Annotated in this window: 21 protein-coding genes and 1 pseudogene; 9 read left to right on the top strand and 13 right to left on the bottom strand. The window is 59.4% G+C overall.

Going from position 1 to position 19,451, the window contains the following annotated elements:
- Positions 1 to 112 precede the first annotated feature (112 nt).
- The gene (locus ACYZT7_RS08910) at positions 113 to 703 is read right to left on the bottom strand and encodes an HD domain-containing protein (RefSeq protein ID WP_462040743.1); all 591 of its coding nucleotides are present in this window, start codon (positions 701 to 703) and stop codon (positions 113 to 115) included.
- 43 nt (positions 704 to 746) lie between these two features.
- The gene (locus ACYZT7_RS08915) at positions 747 to 1,058 is read right to left on the bottom strand and encodes an Mpo1-like protein (RefSeq protein WP_449642441.1); all 312 of its coding nucleotides are present in this window, start codon (positions 1,056 to 1,058) and stop codon (positions 747 to 749) included.
- Positions 1,059 to 1,218: 160 nt separating this feature from the next.
- Here ACYZT7_RS08915 and ACYZT7_RS08920 point away from each other — a divergent pair, with 160 nt between their 5' ends.
- The gene (locus ACYZT7_RS08920; protein ID WP_462040744.1) at positions 1,219 to 2,280 is read left to right on the top strand and encodes an AraC family transcriptional regulator; all 1,062 of its coding nucleotides are present in this window, start codon (positions 1,219 to 1,221) and stop codon (positions 2,278 to 2,280) included.
- On the opposite strand, the gene ACYZT7_RS08925 is transcribed toward ACYZT7_RS08920, so the two are convergent.
- Positions 2,237 to 3,691, bottom strand: coding sequence for a TrkH family potassium uptake protein (locus tag ACYZT7_RS08925; RefSeq protein WP_462040745.1), 1,455 nt, complete (start codon positions 3,689 to 3,691; stop codon positions 2,237 to 2,239). The genes ACYZT7_RS08920 and ACYZT7_RS08925 overlap by 44 nt on opposite strands.
- A 122-nt stretch (positions 3,692 to 3,813) precedes the next feature.
- On the opposite strand from ACYZT7_RS08925, the gene ACYZT7_RS08930 reads away from it, so the two are divergent.
- The gene (locus ACYZT7_RS08930; RefSeq protein ID WP_462040746.1) at positions 3,814 to 4,380 is read left to right on the top strand and encodes an NAD(P)H nitroreductase; all 567 of its coding nucleotides are present in this window, start codon (positions 3,814 to 3,816) and stop codon (positions 4,378 to 4,380) included.
- Between the two features lie 170 nt (positions 4,381 to 4,550).
- Here ACYZT7_RS08930 and ACYZT7_RS08935 read toward each other — a convergent pair whose 3' ends face one another.
- From ACYZT7_RS08935 to ACYZT7_RS08960, 6 genes are all read right to left on the bottom strand, one after another.
- Complete coding sequence (locus ACYZT7_RS08935) at positions 4,551 to 5,891, bottom strand: sensor histidine kinase (protein WP_462040747.1); 1,341 nt, start codon at positions 5,889 to 5,891, stop codon at positions 4,551 to 4,553.
- A 67-nt stretch (positions 5,892 to 5,958) separates the two neighbouring features.
- Positions 5,959 to 6,396, bottom strand: a complete 438-nt coding sequence (locus ACYZT7_RS08940) for a Spy/CpxP family protein refolding chaperone (RefSeq protein WP_462040748.1) — start codon at positions 6,394 to 6,396, stop codon at positions 5,959 to 5,961.
- A 125-nt stretch (positions 6,397 to 6,521) separates the two neighbouring features.
- Complete coding sequence (locus ACYZT7_RS08945; protein ID WP_282380720.1) at positions 6,522 to 7,199, bottom strand: response regulator transcription factor; 678 nt, start codon at positions 7,197 to 7,199, stop codon at positions 6,522 to 6,524.
- Positions 7,200 to 7,206: 7 nt separating this feature from the next.
- The gene (locus ACYZT7_RS08950) at positions 7,207 to 7,620 is read right to left on the bottom strand and encodes a translation initiation factor 2 (RefSeq protein ID WP_282380718.1); all 414 of its coding nucleotides are present in this window, start codon (positions 7,618 to 7,620) and stop codon (positions 7,207 to 7,209) included.
- A gap of 108 nt (positions 7,621 to 7,728) precedes the next feature.
- Positions 7,729 to 8,028 (bottom strand): YciI family protein, encoded by a 300-nt coding sequence (locus tag ACYZT7_RS08955; protein WP_008156126.1) that lies wholly within the window; start codon positions 8,026 to 8,028, stop codon positions 7,729 to 7,731.
- A 1-nt stretch (position 8,029) separates the two neighbouring features.
- On the bottom strand, positions 8,030 to 8,626 hold the full coding sequence (locus ACYZT7_RS08960; protein ID WP_282380712.1) for a septation protein A: 597 nt from the start codon (positions 8,624 to 8,626) through the stop codon (positions 8,030 to 8,032).
- Between the two features lie 87 nt (positions 8,627 to 8,713).
- On the opposite strand from ACYZT7_RS08960, the gene ACYZT7_RS08965 reads away from it, so the two are divergent.
- The 5 genes from ACYZT7_RS08965 to rluB all read left to right on the top strand — a co-directional run bounded on the left by ACYZT7_RS08965 (position 8,714) and on the right by rluB (position 13,642).
- A complete protein-coding gene (locus ACYZT7_RS08965; protein WP_095127806.1) occupies positions 8,714 to 9,577 on the top strand; it encodes a PHP domain-containing protein in 864 nt (287 codons plus the stop codon).
- 13 nt (positions 9,578 to 9,590) lie between these two features.
- Positions 9,591 to 10,220, top strand: coding sequence for an L-threonylcarbamoyladenylate synthase (locus ACYZT7_RS08970; RefSeq protein WP_462040749.1), 630 nt, complete (start codon positions 9,591 to 9,593; stop codon positions 10,218 to 10,220).
- Positions 10,221 to 10,343: 123 nt separating this feature from the next.
- On the top strand, positions 10,344 to 11,042 hold the full coding sequence (locus ACYZT7_RS08975; protein ID WP_401358440.1) for a segregation and condensation protein A: 699 nt from the start codon (positions 10,344 to 10,346) through the stop codon (positions 11,040 to 11,042).
- A gap of 11 nt (positions 11,043 to 11,053) precedes the next feature.
- Positions 11,054 to 12,034 (top strand): SMC-Scp complex subunit ScpB, encoded by a 981-nt coding sequence (gene scpB, locus ACYZT7_RS08980; RefSeq protein ID WP_462040750.1) that lies wholly within the window; start codon positions 11,054 to 11,056, stop codon positions 12,032 to 12,034.
- Between the two features lie 309 nt (positions 12,035 to 12,343).
- Complete coding sequence (gene rluB, locus ACYZT7_RS08985; protein ID WP_283190235.1) at positions 12,344 to 13,642, top strand: 23S rRNA pseudouridine(2605) synthase RluB; 1,299 nt, start codon at positions 12,344 to 12,346, stop codon at positions 13,640 to 13,642.
- A gap of 199 nt (positions 13,643 to 13,841) precedes the next feature.
- Here the strand turns inward: rluB and ACYZT7_RS08990 are convergent, their stop codons facing one another.
- On the bottom strand, positions 13,842 to 14,807 hold the full coding sequence (locus ACYZT7_RS08990; RefSeq protein ID WP_462040751.1) for a M29 family metallopeptidase: 966 nt from the start codon (positions 14,805 to 14,807) through the stop codon (positions 13,842 to 13,844).
- A 69-nt stretch (positions 14,808 to 14,876) separates the two neighbouring features.
- On the bottom strand, positions 14,877 to 15,014 hold the full coding sequence (locus tag ACYZT7_RS08995; protein WP_462040752.1) for a hypothetical protein: 138 nt from the start codon (positions 15,012 to 15,014) through the stop codon (positions 14,877 to 14,879).
- 896 nt (positions 15,015 to 15,910) lie between these two features.
- On the opposite strand from ACYZT7_RS08995, the gene ACYZT7_RS09000 reads away from it, so the two are divergent.
- The gene (locus tag ACYZT7_RS09000; protein ID WP_462040753.1) at positions 15,911 to 17,326 is read left to right on the top strand and encodes an amino acid permease; all 1,416 of its coding nucleotides are present in this window, start codon (positions 15,911 to 15,913) and stop codon (positions 17,324 to 17,326) included.
- A 190-nt stretch (positions 17,327 to 17,516) separates the two neighbouring features.
- Complete coding sequence (gene arfB, locus ACYZT7_RS09005) at positions 17,517 to 17,930, top strand: alternative ribosome rescue aminoacyl-tRNA hydrolase ArfB (RefSeq protein WP_462040754.1); 414 nt, start codon at positions 17,517 to 17,519, stop codon at positions 17,928 to 17,930.
- Here arfB and ACYZT7_RS09010 read toward each other — a convergent pair.
- Both ACYZT7_RS09010 and ACYZT7_RS09015 read right to left on the bottom strand, forming a co-directional pair.
- A complete protein-coding gene (locus ACYZT7_RS09010; protein ID WP_462040755.1) occupies positions 17,927 to 19,126 on the bottom strand; it encodes an MFS transporter in 1,200 nt (399 codons plus the stop codon). The genes arfB and ACYZT7_RS09010 overlap by 4 nt on opposite strands.
- A gap of 105 nt (positions 19,127 to 19,231) precedes the next feature.
- Positions 19,232 to 19,429, bottom strand: a pseudogene (locus ACYZT7_RS09015) (hypothetical protein).
- Positions 19,430 to 19,451: the final 22 nt, after the last annotated feature.

Raw genomic sequence — 19,451 nt, forward strand, 5'->3', positions numbered from 1 at the left:
CATCGCGAGCAAGCTCGCTCCCACATTTTTGATCGTATTTTCCTGAAAGAACTCGGTCACCTGTGGGAGCGAGCTTGCTCGCGATGGACCGCGCAGCGGTCCCCTCGGATCTTCAGGCTGGCGAATGTTCTTCCATTGCCGCTTTGTAAATTGAATGCTTCGGCTGAGCAAACAACCGCTCCATCATCGGCTCAAAGAAACTCAGCGGCAGTGCGTCATACGCGGGATCAAACGCCGCCGCATCATATTTGGCACAGAACTCAATGGTCGCCTGATACTGCGGATGGCCGCTGAATTGCTCGCGCAGATGCCGGTCCATGCCCAAATGATGGAAGAAATAGTATCCCTGGAAAATCCCGTGTTGCTCGACCATCCACAGGTTCTCTGCGCTGACGAACGGCTTGAGGATCGCTGCGGCGATGTCCGGGTGGTTGTAGGAACCCAGGGTGTCGCCAATGTCGTGAAGCAGCGCGCAGACCACATATTCTTCATCGCGGCCATCGCGCCAGGCACGGCTGGCGGTTTGCAGGGAATGGGTCAGACGATCCACCGGGAAACCGCCAAAATCACCCTCCAGTAATTTCAGGTGCGCCACAATCCGTGTCGGCAATTGTCGCGCGTAGGCACTGAAGTCTGCGGCGATAATCGCCCAGTCTGCCTGCGTGCCGTCCTGCATGTGGGTGAAGCGGGCGTTGGCATTCATCGGCTGATCTCTCTTTGCTTATCTCTCTAAATAGCGGCTGCGCCTAGAACGGCACGCGACCCAGAATCATGTCTCGGTACATGACGAAATCGCCGAGCAGGCTGTAAAACGGATGTTGAAAGGTCGCAGGACGATTTTTCTCGAAGAAGAAATGCCCCGCCCAGGCGAAGCTGTAGCCCGCCAGCGGTAGCGCCAACAGCAGCAGCCAGGCGCCTTTGCCGATGGTGAGGGCCAGAATGAAAATAACCAGCGTCGTGCCGATAAAGTGCAATCGTCGGCAGGTACTGTTGCTGTGTTCGCTGAGGTAATACGGATAGAACTCAGCGAAGCTGTTGAAACGTTTGACGTTTTCCACGACTGCGATCTCTGTGGTTATTGTTCTGACTGCAAGTTGTTCTGCGGGTAGCTTATTTGAGTCTAGAGTGATCATTGGCATCAGCCAGTGACAATAGGCGCCACTTTAGTATCCTTCGGAAATTGGCCGTAGCCTGCGGCTCATCATGTAAGTGGACGACATGAGCGAACGAACGACTTCTGCAAGCTGGGCGATGGGGATTGTCAAAGCACTGGAGATGGACGGCCTGGATTGCCGGGTTCTGTTCAAGCAGCTGGGGCTCGACTACGCGGCACTGGATGATCCGGATGCGCGCTTCCCGCAAGATTCCATGACACGACTGTGGCAGCGCGCGGTTGAGCTGTCCGGCAACCCGGCGATTGGCCTGAACATGGGCAAGGTGGTGCGGCCGGCCTCCTTCCATGTGGCTGGCTACGCCTTGATGTCCAGCCAGACCTTGGCCGAAGGCTTTCAACGGCTGGTGCGTTATCAGCGGATCATTGCGGAAAGTGCCGACCTGAGCTTCCGGCTACTGGATGAGGGTTATGCGCTGATTCTGACGGTTCACGGCGACCATCTGCCACCGACCCGGCAGAGCGCCGAAGCGTCACTGGCCTGTGCCCTGGCGCTGTGCGGCTGGTTGACCGGGCGCACTCTGCAACCGCGCAAAGTGCTGGTGCAGGGCGATCAGCCCGTCGATCTCGAACCCTATAAACAAGCCTTTCATGCACCTTTGGTGTTCAACGCGCCTTATGACGCCTTGATCTTCGAGCGTGCTGACATGGAGGCTCCGCTGCCTACTGCCAACGAGGCGATGGCGCTGTTGCATGACCGGTTTGCCGGTGAATACCTGGCGCGGTTTTCCGAGAGTCGCGTGACCCACAAGGCGCGACAGGTGCTGTGCCGTTTGCTGCCCCAGGGCGAACCCAAGCGCGATACCGTGGCGCAGACGCTGCACCTGTCACAACGCACCTTGCAGCGACGCTTGCAGGAAGAAGGCACGAGTTTTCAGACGTTGCTCGACGACACTCGACGTGAACTGGCCGAGCAATACCTGGCACAGCCGACCATGACCCTGCTGGAAATTGCCTACCTGCTGGGGTTCGCCGATCCGAGCAACTTCTTCCGTGCTTTCCGCCGCTGGTTCGATGCCACCCCCGGCGAGTACCGGATGCGCCTGATGGAAGCGCCTGCTCCTGTCAGTGACGCCAGAACGCCGGAATACACAGAACAAACACCGTAATGATCTCGAGTCGGCCCAGCAGCATGCCGACCGACAGAATCCACTTGGCGGCGTCCGGCAGGGTGGCAAAGTTGCCCGCCGGGCCAATAGTCTCGCCCAGTCCGGGACCGACACCGGACACCGTGGCGGCCGCGCCGGTGAGGGCGGTCATCCAGTCCACGCCGAGCAGCGACAACAGCAGCGCGATGACGCAGATGGTGATGGCGAAGAAGAAGGAAAAGGTCAGAATCGAACGCACGATCTCTTCGTCGAGGCGGTGACCGTTGTACTTTTGCTTGATCACCGCGCGCGGGTGAATCAGCTGGTTAAGGTTGGCCTTGAGCAGAATGTAGGCGACCTGGAAGCGGAAAATCTTGATCCCGCCAGCGGTCGAGCCCGAACAGCCGCCGACAAAACCCAGATAGAAGAACAGCATCAGCGAGAAATTGCCCCAGAGGCTGTAGTCCCCCAGCGCAAATCCTGTGGTCGTTACCACCGACGTCACGTTCAGCGCCACATGTCGCAGGGCTTCCAGCCAATGCAGCTGGGTGGTCCACCAATACCAGGTGGTGAGCACCAGCCAGGTCACCAGCAACATGCCGAGCAGCCCCTGAACCTGTTCATCCTTGATCAGTGCTTTGCGGTTACCGCGCAAGGTCGCTACATACAGGGTGAACGGCAGGGCACCAAGAATCATGATGACGATCGCGACCCAATGCACTGCAGGCTCCGGCCACTTGGCCAAAGACTGGTCGGACGTTGAGAAACCACCGGTGGAAATCGCCGACATCGCGTGGTTGATCGCATCGAACGGGCTCATCCCGGCCCACCAGAATGCCAGGCTGCCGAAGATGGTGATGCCGACGTAGGCCGCAACGATCAAACGCGCCACCATGTGCGAACGGGGCATGACTTTTTCGGAACGGTCCGACGATTCGGTCTGAAACAGCCGCATGCCACCGATGCGCAGCAGTGGCAGAATCGCTACCGCCATGCCGATAAAGCCGATGCCGCCGATCCAGTGCAGCAACGAGCGCCACATCAGGATGCCGGGGGACATGGTGTCCAGGCCCGTGAGCACCGTCGCACCGGTGGCGGTAATGCCGGACATGCTTTCGAAGAACGAGTCGGTGTAGCTGATGCGCTGGGTCAGCAGGAACGGCAGCGCAGCGAAGATGCACACCACCACCCAACTGCTGACGGTCAGCAGGTACATGTCTCGCGGACGCAGGTGTATGTGTTCGGGGCGACCGGGGATGACCAGCGCGAGGCCGGCGACAAAGGTAATCATGCTCGCCCAGAGGAACGACGGCAGGTCGCCGGTGCGGTCGAAAATCACCAGCGTGGCCATGGGCACGACCATGGCGATGGCCAGCGTGATCAGGAAGATGCCGATGATGAAACCAATAATCCGTAAGGTCGGCAACGCCATGAAGTCCGCTCGGGCTGAAATAGGGAAGGGCGCCATTCTACCTGCGGGGCCTGCTATGTAAACCGGCACTTCCGAGGTGGTTGCAGCTAGAATGGCTTCACATTTTTTTCAGGAGATGGCCGATGCAGGCTCTCGACGCTTTGCTCAACCGTGTTTCCGTTCCACGATTGCTGGAACCAGCACCGACCGCAGAACAACGCGAAGTGCTGTTTGGCGCTGCGATGCGAGCGCCGGACCACGGCCATTTGCAGCCTTGGCGCTTCCTGACAGTCGAAGGCGCGGCGCGCGAGCAAATGGGCGAGTTGCTGGCTGAAGCGGCGAAGCTGCAAGACAGCGAGGTGTCCGAGGCCGCGCTGGACAAGGCGCGTAACGGCCCGCTGCGTGCGCCGCTGGTGGTTGTGGTGATCGCGCGGTTGCAGGATCACGTCAAATATCCGAAGTCCGAACAACGGCTGGCGGCGGGTTGCGCGGCTCACGGGATTTTGCTGGCGGCGTATGCGCAAGGGATTGGCGCGGTGTGGCGCACGGGTGAGCTGGCGTATTCGGCGCATGTGGCCAAGGGGTTGGGGCTTGCGGAAGGGGAAGAGGTGATTGCGTTTCTTTATCTGGGTACGCCGCAGAAGGAACCGCGGGTGGCGGAGAAGGTTGATCTGGCTGAATTCGTCAGCGCCTGGCCTTCCAAGGGCTGAGAGCAGTCGTTTGTGAGTGAGGGGTGAATCATTGCGATCCAGCCCTCACCCTAACCCTCTCCCGGAGGGAGAGGGGACTGACCGAGTTGAACTCAGGATATGAAACGCCCCCGATCTGCTCCCTTTCCCCCTCTCCCCCGTGGGGAGAGGGCTGGGGTGAGGGGTGGATTTCAGAGCTGCACCACAGCCCCAGGCACTAACGGCAATTCCAGGCTGGCGATAAACCCGCCCTCCGGGTGATTGGCCAGCACCAGGCTCCCGCCATGCCGTTCCGCCGCACGACGCGCAATGGCCAACCCCAAACCATGTCCAGCCGCCGTCTGCCCCGGTGCCCGGTAGAACGGCTCCCCCAACTGGCTCAAATGTGCAGCCTCTACACCCGGCCCATGGTCACGCACACTGACCACAATCCGTTCACCCTGACGCACTGCCTGCATTTCAATCGATTGCCCCACCGGGTTGAACCGCTGGGCATTGCGCAGCAAGTTGTCCACGGCGCGCTCGATCATCGTCGGCCAGCCTTTGAGATTCAGCTGCGGCTCGGCCTCAAGGCGCACGTTCTGCTCGGGCGAACTCAATTGAGCATCCTTTTGCAGAGTGTTGAGCAGCGCATTGAGATCAACCTCTTCAGCGCTGGCGTTGTCGGCATCTACCCGTGCCAGTACCAGGATTTCGCTGATCAACGCTTCCAGTCTGTCGCACTCACGGGTAAGGCGCGGCCAGAGCTTTTCCCGTTCTTCAGGGTTGGCCCGCTCGGCCAGTGCCAGCGCAATGCGCAGCCGGGCGAGGGGGGAGCGCAACTCGTGGGACACATCCCGCAGCAACTGCCGCTGACTGCCGATCAAACTTTGCAGGCGCGCGCCCATGCGGTTGAAGTCGTTGGCCAGCACGCCGAACTCATCGCGCCGGTTGGCCAGTTTTACCAAGCTGTTCTGCTGGTAAGTGGTTTGCCCCAGATCATGCACCGCACCGCGTAAACGGTTGAGTGGGCGAGTAATGGACAACGTCACCAGCAGGCTGAACAAGGTCAGCACCACCAGCGCGATACCCAGCGCACTCAACGGCCACAGCAGGCTTTCGCGGTGCCACGCGTCCAGTTCCGGGTGGCGAATGCGGTAGATCAGCAGGTAGGTGTCGCCGGTTTTCGCGCTGGTGTATTCATCGGTCAGACGACGCCATGGCAGGCGACGGTCGTCGTTGTTCTGCCGCGCCTCGAAGGCTGCCGCACGACGTGGGAAGGTGCCGTGCACCACCGGATCACCGCTCTCGTTGAGCACTTGAACGTCGATGTGATACTGGCGCTTGCGCTGTTCCAGAATGCTCTGGGCCGCTTCTTCGCCCTGCGACTCGTAGGTTTGCGTCCACTGTTCGGCGAGGGTGTTGAGGCCCGGGTGGCGACTGAGAATCCACGCGTCCTGGTTGAGCATGTGCCCGAGCAGAATGGAGAGCCCTGCAACCAGAGCGATGGCCAGCCAGAAGCTGGCCAGGATACGCCAGAACAATGAGCGCACAGAAAATCCTCAAACAAAGAAAGCCCAACGGCGATTAACCGTTGGGCTGGAGAGTGTCGCTAAAACATTATTGCGCTTTTTGCGGTTGTTGCGCTTTCCAGGCCTTGAACTCGGCCCATTCGGCGCGACGCTCGGCCTTTTTCTTCTGGATCTCGTCGAATTGCTTCTGTTGATCCGGTTTCAGCAAGGCACGCACGTCGGCTTCAGCTTTCTTGTGGTTGGCCGCCATTTCATCTTTCATGGCTTTCTGGTCGGCTGGCGAAAGTTTTTCCAGGTACTTGTCGACCACTTGCTTACGCTCATGCATCTGCTCGCCCATGATCTTGCGGATCTGCTCGCGCTGTTCGCGGCTCAGGTCCAGCTGGCTGTACGGGCCTTTGCCGTGCATGCCGTGCATTTGACCGCCATGGCGTGAGCCGTCCATTGGGCCGGTACCTTCAGGCATGGCCATGGCAACGGTTGGCAGGGCGGCAGCGAACATCAGAGCGATAAGAGTCTTGCGCATGGTGAATCTCCTTGTCTCGTTCCCGGTACGTTCCGGATGTGTGCAGATTACGGAGATCAAGGTCAGCGGCGGTCAGCGGAGCGTAAAGCTTGGGTAAAGACGATTTCTCGCTGACCTGACAAAACTTACAGGCTGTAGTAATAGCCACGGCTGCGCAGGGCGACGATGCGCGGGCGACCGTCGGGGTGCGGGCCGATCTTTTTGCGCAGGTTGCTGACGTGCATGTCCAGGCTGCGGTCGTACAGCGTCAGCTTGCGGCCGAGGGCGATTTGCGCCAGTTCCTGTTTGTCCAGCGGTTCGCCGGGTTGCTTGAGCAGAGCTTCGAGCAAACGGCTTTCGGAAACGGTGAGGGTAAATTCCTGTTCATCGATGCTGACGACGCCACGCACCGGGCTGAAACACAGGTCGCCCAGTTCCATCTGGCTGGACACCGCCGTCGGATGACTGCGGCGCAATACGGCGCGCAGGCGCGCTGTCAGTTCCCGTGGGTCGCACGGTTTGGCCAGGTAATCGTCGGCGCCGAGTTCCAGGCCGAGGATGCGGTCCAGCGGCTCGCCGCGGGCCGAGAGCATCAACACCGGCAAGTCCGGGTGGTCGTTGCGCAATTGCTTGAGCAACTCCAGGCCGCTGCCGTCCGGCAGCATCACGTCCAGTACCACGGCCGCCGGCGATGTTTCAGCCAGTGCGCGACGGGCACTCTGACCGTCGTGGCAGGCGCGGACCTGGAAGCCTTCCTGGCTCAACCAACTGCTCAGGAGCTCACACAGCTCCTGGTCATCATCAATTAATAACAGCTCGCTCATGACTCACTCAATTTAGCCATTGCCTACGTTTTCTGGTGGCACCACTGGCGAAGATACCGCAGAGCAACGCCAATAGCGCTACTCCGGCCCCGATGACGAACCACTGCTGCTGATCAGTCAGCAAGCGCGGCAGCGGGCTGCTGGCCTGGGCTTCCTTGAGTTGCAGCTTCAGACGCTGGTTCTCCTGGCGCAACCGGCTCAGCTGAACGCTTTCGCGTTCGCCATCGACATTCTGCAGTTGTTTGCTCAGTTCTTCTCGTTGCTGCTCGCTTGCCTTCAAGCGTTGCTGCAAATCGGTGATCTGGCTACCGGCGCTCAAGGACAGCGGCGTGGAACTACCGCCTGCAGCGCCTTCTTCACCGTGGGCGGGGGCCATGATCGACAACGTCACCAACATCAGACACAACGGACCTTTGCGCATCGCGACTCCTGATTCCAATACGAGTATTGGGCAGGTTGTCGGCCGGTAAACGAGAATAATGAGCGTTGAGAGCGCGATGAACCGATTAGGTTCACCGCGCTGGGGATATTACGGCAGGACTTGCTTGAACGGCTTGACTGAAACGTTGGCGTAGACGCCTGCGGCGATGTACGGATCAGCGTCGGCCCAGGCTTGGGCGGCGCTCAAAGAATCGAATTCGGCGACGATCAGGCTGCCGGTGAAACCCGCAGCACCCGGATCATTGCTGTCGACCGCCGGGTGTGGACCGGCCAGAACGATGCGACCTTCGCCTTTGAGCACTTGCAGGCGCTCAAGGTGTGCAGGGCGTGCGGCCAGGCGGGCCTCCAGGGAGTTGGCGACGTCTGTGGCAATGATTGCGTAAAGCATGTCAGTCCTCGGTTTTTGGCGTTGTGGTATCGGCGTCATGCAGGTGGCGGGACAGGTAGATGCCCTGGGCGACCAGGAACAGCAGCGTCATGCCCAGGCTGCCGAACACCTTGAAGTCGACCCAGTAGTTCTGGAAGGTGAACGCGACGAACAGGTTGGCGGCACCGCAGAACAGGAAAAACCCGATCCAGGCGATGTTCAGGCGGGTCCAGACCTGATCCGGCAGGGTCAGCGCGTGGCCCATGATGCGTTTGATCAGCAGGTTGTCACCAACAAAGTGGCTGCCGATGAAAGCCAGGGCGAACAGCCAGTTCACCACCGGGGCTTTCCACTTCAGGAAAGTTTCGCTGTGGAACGCCAGGGTCAGGCTGCCGAAGACCAGGCAGGCGATGAGGGTCAGCCACTGGCTCTTCTCCAGCTTGCGCTGCTTGATGAACAGCGTGCCGTAAACCACCAGGGAGCTGATGATCAGCATCGCGGTGGCGCTGTAAATGCCGCCTACAGTCAGTTGATGACCGGCGATGTCGACGACCCGTGGATCGAGTTTGAAGACGATGAAAAACAGCAGAAGCGGGATGAAATCGATGAATTGTTTCACAGTGGCAGCCAGAAGCAGGATGTGGCGGCATAATAACAAACATATGGGCGCGCGATAGCGCCAGCTGATTTGAGGTAACACATCCCCGTGAATGTTGATTTGCACTGCCATAGCACGGCCTCCGATGGCGCTCTCGCGCCTGCAGTTCTGGTTGCGCGTGCGTTCGAAAAAGGCGTGCGAGTCCTGGCCTTGACCGATCACGACACCCTTGAGGGCCTCGACGAGGCTCGCAGCGCGGCGACTGCGTTGGGGATGCAACTGGTCAATGGCGTCGAATTGTCCTGCACCTGGGGGGGCGCGACCATTCATGTACTGGGCTACGGATTTGATGTAAATGCCGCACCGTTGGTCGAGGCAATCGCAAAATTGCACGACGGCCGCTGGCTCCGGTCCGAAGAAATAAGCCGCAAGCTGGCGTTGAAAGGCATGCCTGGAGCGCTCGAAGGTGCCCGGGCCATCCAGCAGGAGCTGGGTGACAGCGGCAACGCGCCGGCCCGCCCGCATTTCGCCGACTGGATGGTGCGTGAAGGTTTCGTCAAGGATCGCGCCGAAGCGTTCCGCAAATGGCTGGGCGCCGGCAAGCTGGGGGACGTCAAGCAACACTGGCCGACCCTGGAAGACACGGTCGAAACCCTGAGAGCCGCGAAAGCCTGGGTCAGCCTGGCGCATCCGTGGCACTACGATTTCACTCGCAGCAAACGTCGCCGGTTGATTGCCGACTATATTCAAGCAGGGGGCCACGCTATCGAAGTGGTCAATGGCCATCAGCCCGCCGAGCAAGTGGGCAGCCTGGCGATTCTTGCCCGTGAATTCGGTCTGCTGGTCAGCGCCGGCAGTGACTTTCATGGCCCTGGAGGCTGGTCCGAGATCGGTGAATACCGTCCGCTCCCGGAGGATCTGCCACCACTGTGGTGTCGATTCAAACATGACCCAATTATTGCCGCCGTCTGAACAGGTAGAGAATGTGAGTCAATTTTTCCAGATTCATCCGGAAAACCCGCAAGCGCGCCTGATAAAACAAGCTGTCGAGATCATCCGCAACGGCGGGGTGGTGATTTATCCCACAGACTCGTCCTATGCCATTGGTTGCCAGATCGGCGACAAGAATGCCGTGGAGCGCGTGCGCCGGTTGAGACAGCTGGACGAAAAGCACAACTTCGCGCTGATTTGCAGCGACCTGTCGCAACTGGGGCTGTTTGCCAAGATCGACACCGGCACCTTCCGCCTGCTTAAATCTCACCTGCCGGGGCCATACACCTTCATTCTCAACGCCACCCGCGAAGTCCCGCGGCTGTTGTTGCACCCGAAAAAACGCACCATCGGCCTGCGCGTGCCGAGCCATCCGATTGCCCTGGCGCTGCTGGAGGAACTCGGCGAACCGCTGATGAGCGTGACGCTGATCATGCCTGGCGACACCGATCCGATGACCGATCCTTACGAAATGCGTCAATTGCTTGAGCATCAGGTCGAACTGATCATCGACGGCGGTTTCGGCGGGATCAAGGCGTCCACCGTGATCAACCTCGCCGACGGCGAGCCAGAAGTGATCCGCGTCGGTTGCGGCGACCCTACGCCGTTCATGGCCGAGGCGTAGATGTCTGCAGTAGAACCCGTTGTCGACAGTCAGGCCGGAGCCCAGCAAGAGCTGCCCTTCGCCATGGTCTATGGCCAGGCGGTCATGGAAATTCCGCTGGACCTGTACATTCCGCCTGACGCATTGGAAGTCTTCCTTGAAGCGTTCGAAGGCCCTCTGGACCTGCTGCTGTACCTGATCCGCAAACAGAACATCAACATTCTCGACATCCCGGTGGCGGAAATCACTCGGCAATACATGGGCTATGTCGAGTTGATGCAATCGGTGCGCCTGGAGTTGGCCGCCGAGTACCTGGTCATGGCCGCGATGCTGGCCGAGATCAAATCGCGGATGCTGCTACCGCGTGCCGAAACGATCGAGGCCGAAGAAGACGACCCTCGCGCCGAACTGATCCGCCGCTTGCAAGAGTACGAACGCTTCAAGGCTGCTGCCGAAGGCATCGATGGTCTGAGCCGCGTGGGCCGCGATGTGGTGGTGCCCAAGCTCGACGCCCCGGAAGCCAGGGCGCGCAAGCTGTTGCCGGACGTGCGTCTGTCAGAGCTGCTGCTGTCCATGGCCGAGGTCCTGCGCCGTGGCGACATGTTCGAAAGTCACCAGGTCAGCCGCGAGGCACTGTCCACGCGCGAACGCATGAGCGATGTGCTGGAGCGGCTCAAGGGTGGTGGTTTCGTGCCGTTTGTCGAGCTGTTCACCGCTGAAGAAGGGCGTCTGGGGGTGGTGGTAACCTTTATGGCGATCCTCGAACTGGTCAAGGAATCCTTGGTCGAGCTGGTGCAGAATGAGCCGTTCGCGGCGATCCATGTCCGGGCCCGAGCCGAATAACGAGTTGAATCATGAACCTGACTGAACCCCGCGAGCTGGCGCCACTGCTTGAAGCCTTTCTGTTGGCCTCGGGAAAACCGCAATCGCTTGAACGCCTGTTCGAACTCTTCGAAGAGGGCGAGCGGCCGGAGCCGCCCGTCTTCAAGAAAGCCCTGACGATTCTCGCCAAGTCTTGCGACGGCCGCGCCTTCGAGCTGAAGGAAGTGGCCTCCGGGTATCGCTTGCAGATCCGCGAAAAGTTTTCGCCGTGGGTAGGACGTTTATGGGAAGAACGGCCGCAGCGCTATTCCCGCGCCATGCTCGAAACCATTGCACTGATCGCCTATCGTCAGCCGATTACCCGGGGCGAGATCGAAGACGTGCGGGGCGTCGCGGTCAACAGTCACATCGTCAAAACCTTGCTGGAGCGCGAGTGGATCCGCATCGTCGGCTACCGCGACGTGCCGGGTAAGCCGGCGATGTTCGCGACCACCAAGGCGTTTCTCGATCACTTCAACCTGAAGAACCTCGACGATTTGCCACCGCTGGCCGAATTGCGCGAGCTTGAACCTGATCCGGTGCTCGATTTCGACGACGCGCCGGTGCCTGCCGGTCTGCAAGCGTTGGCCGACGCCAGCGCCGAGCCGGAAGAGCCGAAGGAAGAAACCAGTTTCCACACGCTACTACTGGAACTGGACACCATGGAGGAGGGGCTCAAGACCGACTTCGGTGATTTGTTGCGCGATGGCGAGGTGACCGAGACCGAAGGGGAGTTGGCAGAGCCCGAGCCTGAAACCGAGGTTGAACCTCAGGTTGAGGCTGAAGCTGAAGTCGAATCAGGACAGGAACAGGAAGATGACATTCTTGGTGTCGCCGAAGCGCGGGAAAAACTCCTGGTCGCTGTAGCCGCGCTCGAACAGTCGAAACCTGAGCCCGAGTTGACCGACGAAGAAGCCGAAGCCAAGGCTTTGGCAGAAGCAATCGAGGCCGAGCGTCGTCAGTTCGAAGATTGACTCGGATCCTGTGGGAGCGAGCCTGCTCGCGATGAGGGAGTGTCAGCCAACATCATTGCTGCCAGACACACCGCTATCGCGAGCAGGCTCGCTCCCACATTGGATCTGTATTGAATTCGAAATTGGCGCCACCGGTCGGCGGAAAAACAAGTAAGTCTCCATTGATCAGCTAGTCTCTGATGCGCGAATGCCCTCATGAGCGTATGATTCGCGACCCTTCGGCGATCCCTTCGCCGGAGTACCAGCTTTCAACTCTTCAGGACCCTCACTTCAGAGCTGCCTGAACAGACCACACCGGGAGGTGCCCAGATGAGTATCAAAGACCAGAAAGACGACCAGGAAATCGGCCCAGCAGGCGAAAAACTGCAGAAAGTCCTCGCCCGTATCGGCGTCGGCTCGCGCCGTGACGTAGAAGCCTGGATCAGTCACGGCCGCATCAAGGTCAATGGCAAAGACGCCACCCTCGGGCAGCGCGTCGACATGCACGACGCCATCACCATTGATGGCAAGGTGATCAAGCGCGAAGAAGCCGCCGAGTCGGTACGCCGCGTGATCATGTACAACAAGCCGGACGGCGAAATCTGCACCCGCCTTGATCCGGAAGGCCGTCCGACCGTTTTCGACAAGATGCCGCGCCCGAAAGAAGGTCGCTGGATCAACATCGGTCGTCTGGACATCAACACCACTGGCCTGCTGATGTTCACCACCGACGGTGAGCTGGCCAACCGCCTGATGCACCCTTCCTACGAAATGGACCGTGAATACGCGGTACGTGTCCGTGGCGAAGTCGATGACGAGATGATCGAGCGTCTGAAAGCAGGCGTCGTCCTCGAAGACGGCCCGGCCAAGTTCACCGACATCAAGCAAGCGCCGGGTGGCGAAGGTTTTAACCACTGGTATCACTGCGTGGTGATGGAAGGTCGCAACCGTGAAGTTCGTCGTCTGTGGGAATCCCAGGGCCTGGTGGTCAGCCGTCTGAAGCGCGTGCGTTTCGGTCCGGTGTTCCTCAACTCCGACCTGCCGATGGGCCGCTGGCGCGAAATGAGCCAGTACGAAGTCGACATTCTGAGTGCTGAAGTTGGCCTGACGCCTGTGGCCATGCCGCAGATGAACGCCAAGAGCAAAGACAAGCTCGACCGCATGCAGCGTAAATCGTCGCGTCCAATGGGCAAGACCGAGCGCGTGCGTTCGTTGCGTCCAGCCATCGGTAACCAGACCGCTGCTACGCCGCGTGACTCCCGTGAACCGCAAATCGAAGGCGAGCGTCCAGCCCGCAAACCAGCAGCGCCACGCGCTGATGGCGAGCGCGGTCCACGCACGCCGCGTCCGGCCAACGGTCGCACCGAGCGTGGCGAAGGCCGCGGTGCGCCAAGCGGCGGTCGTAGCGATCGCGGTGCTCCAGCCGGTCGTGGCGAGTCTCGTGGTGAGTCGGGTCGCGGTACGCCGGTGGCAGACCGTCCTTCCGACACCAAGCGCCCGGCCAAGGCACCGGCGAAGAAGCGTCCAGGCATCGTCCTGGTCGACAAGGACGCGCCATCGGGCAAGCGCCGTGGTGCGCCAGCCGGTTCGGGCCAGCGTCCAGGCTTCGGTCGTCGCAAGCCTGAGTAATCGGTAAGCGCCCCATAAAAAACGCCAACCTTCGGGTTGGCGTTTTTTTTGGTCAGGCTTAAGAGGTGCAGTGTTTGTGAGTCAGTCATCGCGAGCAAGCTCGCTCCCACAGGTGACCGCGTTGTCTTATGGAAATGCGATCTACTGTGGGAGCGAGCTTGCTCGCGATGAGGCCAGTAGCAGCACCGCTACTTTGTGGCTAAAACACAAACCGACCATCAAACACCGGCTCATCATCCAGCGCCAACACGCCGCTGGAGAAGATCAGGTCCAGATGATGGCTGCCCTTCGCGCCACCGCCCAATCCGAGATGCAGCCCGCAATGACGCTCCTCAAACCCGGCATTGCGTGCATACAACGCTTTAACGCCTTCGTTGGTGCCGATCCCCAACTCCTCAATGCGCCGATTGGATGGATTGGCGTCCAGATACTTGTTGAAGTCATGTTCCAGCCCGGGCACATCGGTGGCGATTTTGCTGATGGTCGAGTTCTCGATCCACAGTTCCAGCGGTGACTCCAGCACCCCGTATTTACGGGCAAATGGAATAGTACCGAGAAAAGTCCCCATGAACTTGACCCGGCCGTTAATGGCTTCGCTGTGCGTGGCAATTTCACCGGGCGCCAGATCGAAGTTGCCGACACCGTTGATGTCGGTCCACTTCTTGATACTGCTCAACGGTGTTTCGAACCACGAGCCGTGATCATCTTTGAAACTTAACGTGGTGGCGTGAGACATGCGCTGGATCAAGTGGCTGTTCAACCCGGCAATGCGCTGCGGGGTGACACTGAAGGTGTCGTAGAAGTAATCGCCGTAATCCTTGAACAGCAGCGACTTCTTCCAGTTCTCGGTCATCACGCCTTGCAGCGCGCGGACAAATTCCGGGCCGTCGGGGCGTGGGTTGGGCAGGGTGGAAGAGTCGTAGAAGAAAATATACAGATCGCTGTCGGCTATCGCCTGGGCCAGCAACTCCGTGGGTTCCAGGTCCAGTCGCATCGCGCTGAAGCTGAACCGTGGGCTGTCACCGGCCTGTTGGGCGATGGCGCTCGTCAGTGCCTGGTAATCAGCCGTGTGGCCGAGCAAGACCTTCGCCGAGTTGATGCCGGCAAGGGCAGGGTGATGTTCGAGGTAGTAAAGGAAATGCGAGATGGCGCGTTGCTTATCCATGTAGTCCTCCCTGACAAACCGAGAAAAAGTGGCAGGCACAACCGGCCGGATCGTGCCTGCCGGGCCTTTCTACAAAGGCCACATCGCCGTGCCGAACGGAACAACCGCGTCGGCTTGCATCATTTCAACGGCGGCTTCATGGGTCGATACTTCAAACCAATCGTCCAGTTGCAGTTCAGTTTCCAAGTCTTTGTCCAGTGCTTGCATGGTGAATCTCCTAGATGACTTTTGAGTAAGAACAACTTGCCAATCGATGCGGCTCGGCAAGTCGCTGAAACCTAGTCCAGAGCTTTTTAAAATGCAAAAAAATAATTAAATAAGATTTATTTTGAACTTTTTATTCTGTTTTCTAACAAGCAATTTGTTAATAAAAAACAAAAAACTAACCCGACCTTTCCATAAGGAAACGTCCTACCGTCAATTTGCAGTCAGCTTACATCCAGATCTGACTCGGAAAATTTACGTTACGGCATGTAAAGAAATGCTGACGAAATCAAGCCTCAAAACCCTGGGTTTGACGTTTAGGGAATGGATGTAAGGAAAACCTTCCGTCACAGCGCTATTTAACCCCTGCGCCGGGCTCTGGCCCGCTTGTTTCAGGCGCGGTTGAAGGGTGAGATGCGCCCCATGCCTGTCGTGCAGGTGCATAACAAGAAGGAGGCGCAATGTACGCCGTGACTCATTTCCACTTCTCCCCGTGGGGCGATTTTTCCGCCGTCCCCGTCGACGACCTGCAAAGGTCTGACTCTATTTTTGCAGCCGCTCGAGACCCTCGAGGCGGACCCAGGCAATCCCGGCAAATGACACGCTGATCCAGTGGTGTCTGGCAGCAGGGGGTTACAGGTGTACAATGCGCCGCGTTTTAACTGTGACCTCCTGCGCATCTGCGCAAACCTCAAGGCTATCCGCCTTGTTCACTCCGCCGCGCCACAAGCGTGTCGGGTTCGATTTCGTCACAGATAAAAACAAGCAGGTGACGCATGACCGTTGTAAAAACGCTGAACTCCTTTTGCCTTCGCTGGGGTTTGATCGGCGCTGCTTGAAATCGCAACCGAGCAGCAACGTCTAACGAACATCATCAAACCTTGCGTGAGACCCTTTTCATGAGTGGACAAAACTCGCATTCAGGCGAGCTGAAACGCGGCCTGAAAAATCGCCATATTCAACTGATCGCCCTCGGTGGCGCGATCGGTACCGGGCTGTTCCTCGGCTCGGCCGGCGTCCTGAAATCCGCCGGTCCGTCGATGATCCTCGGCTACGCCATCTGCGGCTTCATTGCTTTCATGATCATGCGCCAGCTCGGCGAAATGATCGTCGAAGAGCCGGTGGCCGGCTCCTTCAGCCACTTCGCCCATAAATACTGGGGTGGTTTCGCCGGTTTCCTGTCGGGCTGGAACTGCTGGATTCTGTACATTCTGGTGGGCATGTCGGAGCTGACTGCGGTCGGCAAATACATCCACTATTGGGCGCCGGACATCCCGACCTGGGTATCGGCAGCCGGATTTTTCGTCCTGATCAACCTGATCAACCTGGCCAATGTCAAAGTCTTCGGTGAAGCCGAGTTCTGGTTCGCGATTATCAAGGTCGTGGCCATCGTCGGCATGATTGCGCTGGGCAGCTATATGCTGGTCAGTGGCCACGGCGGCCCGCAAGCGTCGGTGACCAACCTCTGGGCCCACGGCGGCTTCTTCCCGAATGGCGTCAGCGGCCTGGTGATGGCCATGGCGATCATCATGTTCTCCTTCGGCGGCCTGGAAATGCTCGGTTTTACCGCAGCGGAAGCCGACAAACCGAGAACTGTGATCCCGAAAGCCATCAATCAGGTGATCTATCGGATCCTGATTTTCTATATCGGTGCGCTGGTCATCCTGCTGTCGCTGACGCCATGGGACAGCCTGTTGGCTACCCTGAACGCGTCGGGTGATTCCTACAGCGGCAGCCCGTTCGTGCAAGTGTTCTCGATGCTCGGCAGCGACACCGCCGCGCACATCCTCAACTTCGTGGTCCTGACCGCGGCGCTGTCGGTGTACAACAGCGGCACCTACTGCAACAGCCGCATGCTGCTGGGCATGGCCGAGCAGGGCGATGCGCCGAAAGCCTTGTCGAAGATCGACAAGCGCGGCGTGCCGGTGCGTTCGATCCTTGCGTCGGCGGCGGTGACATTGATTGCCGTATTGCTGAACTATCTGATCCCGCAAAACGCGCTGGAACTGTTGATGTCGTTGGTGGTTGCCACCCTGGTGATCAACTGGGCGATGATCAGTTTCTCGCACTTCAAATTCCGCCAGCACATGAACAAAACCAAGCAGACGCCGCTGTTCAAGGCCTTTTGGTACCCGTATGGGAACTACATCTGCCTGGCGTTCGTGGTGTTCATTCTGGGCGTGATGCTGCTGATTCCGGGAATCCAGATCTCGGTGTATGCGATTCCGGTGTGGGTCGCGTTCATGTGGATTTGCTACGGCATCAAGAACAAGCGCAGCGCGCAACATGCGCTGCAGGCCGCAAACGCGAAGTAAGCGAAGCACGCAGAAACAACAAACCCGGCCATGGGCCGGGTTTGTTGTGCGCGATGCAAAACTCTGTAGGAGCGAGGCTTGCCCGCGAAGAAGACGCCGCGGTTCATCAGGCAAACCGCGTTATCGTTCTTCGCGGGCAAGCCTCGCTGCTACAGGGTATTCTGGCGGTCCTGATATCGGACGCTTTTCCATGCTGGTGATTTCCAACAACGTGCATCTGCCGGATGCCGAGATCGAGTTGACCGCCATCCGCGCCCAGGGCGCCGGCGGGCAGAACGTCAACAAGGTCTCCAGCGCGGTGCACCTGCGTTTCGACATTCCGGCCTCGTCCTTGCCTGAGTTCTACAAGGAACGGTTGCTGGCGTTGCGTGACAGTCGCATCACCAGCGAAGGGGTGTTGATCATCAAGGCCCAGCAATACCGCACGCAAGAAGCCAATCGCGCAGATGCGATGGAACGGCTGACCGAGTTGATCCTCAGTGCCACCAAGGTCGAAAAGAAACGTCGTCCGACCAAACCGACCCTCGGTTCGAGGAAGCGTCGGTTGGAGTCCAAGACCAAGCGTGGCAGCATCAAGGCTGGACGCGGTAAGGTCGACTTCTAACGCGCGTCTCTTTCTTCGCGATACTTTGGCGCTTGCCGGTACAGATAAACGCTAAGCATCAACCCGCTCAACGCGGCGAGTGCAGCGAACAGGAAGATCGAGGCAAAACCAAAGCCTGCCGCAACCGCACCGGCCACCGGCCCGGTGATCCCCAGCGACAAATCGATGAACAGCGAATAAGCCCCGACCGCGGCACCACGGCTGGAGGCTGGCACCAGATTGACCGCTTCCACCCCCAGCGCGGGGAACACCAGCGAAAAGCCGAACCCGCTCAGCGCCGCGCCGGCCAGTGCCCAATGAGCATCCGGTGCCAGCCATAGCAGCAGCAAGCCGAGGGTTTCCACCGACAGGCAGGCAATCGCCACGCGAAAGCCGCCGAGACGGTTGATCAGGTTGCCGAACAGCAGCCGCGCACCAATAAAACTGGCACCGAACACGCTCAAGCAAAGCACCGCATTGGACCAATGCTGAGTCGCGTAGTAGAGGGTAATGAAGGTCGCGATGGTGCCAAATCCGATCGAGCCCAGCGCCAGACCGCAACCATGTGGCAGCACTCGCCCCAGCACATGCATGAACGGCAAGCGTTCACCGACAACGATCGGTGCGGCGGTTTTTGGCCAGGCCAGCGCCAGGCCCAGCACGGCCAGCAGCACGATGCTCACGCCCATGCTCCACAAACCCAACTCACCGACCAGCCACACCCCCAGCGGGGCGCCGATGGCGATGGCGCCATAACTGGCGATGCCGTTCCAGGAAATGACCTTGGCAGTGTTCGCCGCGCCTACCCGGCCGATGCCCCAGCCGATCGAGCCGGAGCCCACCAGGCTTTCCGCACTGCCGAGCACCAGACGACCGATCAGCAGGCTGATCAGGCTCACGGTCGGCAGGCTCTGGGTCCAGGCCGAAATCAGCATGAACACACCGCTCAATCCGCAGCCCGCGAGGCCGTACATCACGGCGAGTTTGCTGCCTTTGTTGTCGATGATTTTCCCGGCATAAGGACGGCTGAGCAGGGTGGCCAGGTATTGCACGCTGATGACCAGACCGGCGATTACCGCGCCGAAGCCCAGTTCGCTGTGGACGTAGCCCGGCAACACGGCCAGGGGAATGCCGATATTCAGGTAGCCGATGAAGGTGAACAGGACGATGGAAACGACTTGCAGCGTGACCGCCAGGGGGCGCTGGTTTTCAGACATGGGTAAAAGGTCCACGGGGAAGCAGGATAGATAGGCTGCTTATGATAGCGGCGCGAGCGGCAGCGGGTCGTGGAAAAAGTAAAACTATTCGCCGGGTGGGGTGAATCAGGGTTTGGCGGGAGCGACCAGGTGCGTGGTGACCAGGGCGGCCAAGGCGTTTTCTTCGCTGCCGAAACGGGCGAGCAGCGCGGCGCGTTTCTCGGGGGACAGGCGATTCCAGATATCGATCATCTTCTAGGTGGTGCCGATCAAGACGCTGGCCTGCAGCTCTTCATCAAAAGGAGGAGTGAAGTCGTCGGTCATGGTGGGCTCAAGGGTTCAGGCG

This window comes from Pseudomonas sp. RT4P38 (assembly GCF_054897765.1).

What these genes read in the sequence shown, in the direction of transcription:
- ACYZT7_RS08995 (WP_462040752.1), bottom strand. Translation starts at nt 15,014, where the DNA reads ATGCAAGCACTGGACAAAGACTTGGAAACTGAACTGCAACTGGACGAT.
- ACYZT7_RS08940 (WP_462040748.1), bottom strand. Translation starts at nt 6,396, where the DNA reads ATGCGCAAGACTCTTATCGCTCTGATGTTCGCTGCCGCCCTGCCAACC.
- ACYZT7_RS08910 (WP_462040743.1), bottom strand. Translation starts at nt 703, where the DNA reads ATGAATGCCAACGCCCGCTTCACCCACATGCAGGACGGCACGCAGGCA.
- arfB (WP_462040754.1), top strand. Translation starts at nt 17,517, where the DNA reads ATGCTGGTGATTTCCAACAACGTGCATCTGCCGGATGCCGAGATCGAG.
- ACYZT7_RS08950 (WP_282380718.1), bottom strand. Translation starts at nt 7,620, where the DNA reads ATGCGCAAAGGTCCGTTGTGTCTGATGTTGGTGACGTTGTCGATCATG.
- ACYZT7_RS08945 (WP_282380720.1), bottom strand. Translation starts at nt 7,199, where the DNA reads ATGAGCGAGCTGTTATTAATTGATGATGACCAGGAGCTGTGTGAGCTC.
- ACYZT7_RS08990 (WP_462040751.1), bottom strand. Translation starts at nt 14,807, where the DNA reads ATGGATAAGCAACGCGCCATCTCGCATTTCCTTTACTACCTCGAACAT.
- rluB (WP_283190235.1), top strand. Translation starts at nt 12,344, where the DNA reads ATGAGTATCAAAGACCAGAAAGACGACCAGGAAATCGGCCCAGCAGGC.
- ACYZT7_RS08920 (WP_462040744.1), top strand. Translation starts at nt 1,219, where the DNA reads ATGAGCGAACGAACGACTTCTGCAAGCTGGGCGATGGGGATTGTCAAA.
- ACYZT7_RS08930 (WP_462040746.1), top strand. Translation starts at nt 3,814, where the DNA reads ATGCAGGCTCTCGACGCTTTGCTCAACCGTGTTTCCGTTCCACGATTG.
- ACYZT7_RS09010 (WP_462040755.1), bottom strand. Translation starts at nt 19,126, where the DNA reads ATGTCTGAAAACCAGCGCCCCCTGGCGGTCACGCTGCAAGTCGTTTCC.
- ACYZT7_RS08925 (WP_462040745.1), bottom strand. Translation starts at nt 3,691, where the DNA reads ATGGCGTTGCCGACCTTACGGATTATTGGTTTCATCATCGGCATCTTC.
- ACYZT7_RS08955 (WP_008156126.1), bottom strand. Translation starts at nt 8,028, where the DNA reads ATGCTTTACGCAATCATTGCCACAGACGTCGCCAACTCCCTGGAGGCC.
- ACYZT7_RS09000 (WP_462040753.1), top strand. Translation starts at nt 15,911, where the DNA reads ATGAGTGGACAAAACTCGCATTCAGGCGAGCTGAAACGCGGCCTGAAA.
- scpB (WP_462040750.1), top strand. Translation starts at nt 11,054, where the DNA reads ATGAACCTGACTGAACCCCGCGAGCTGGCGCCACTGCTTGAAGCCTTT.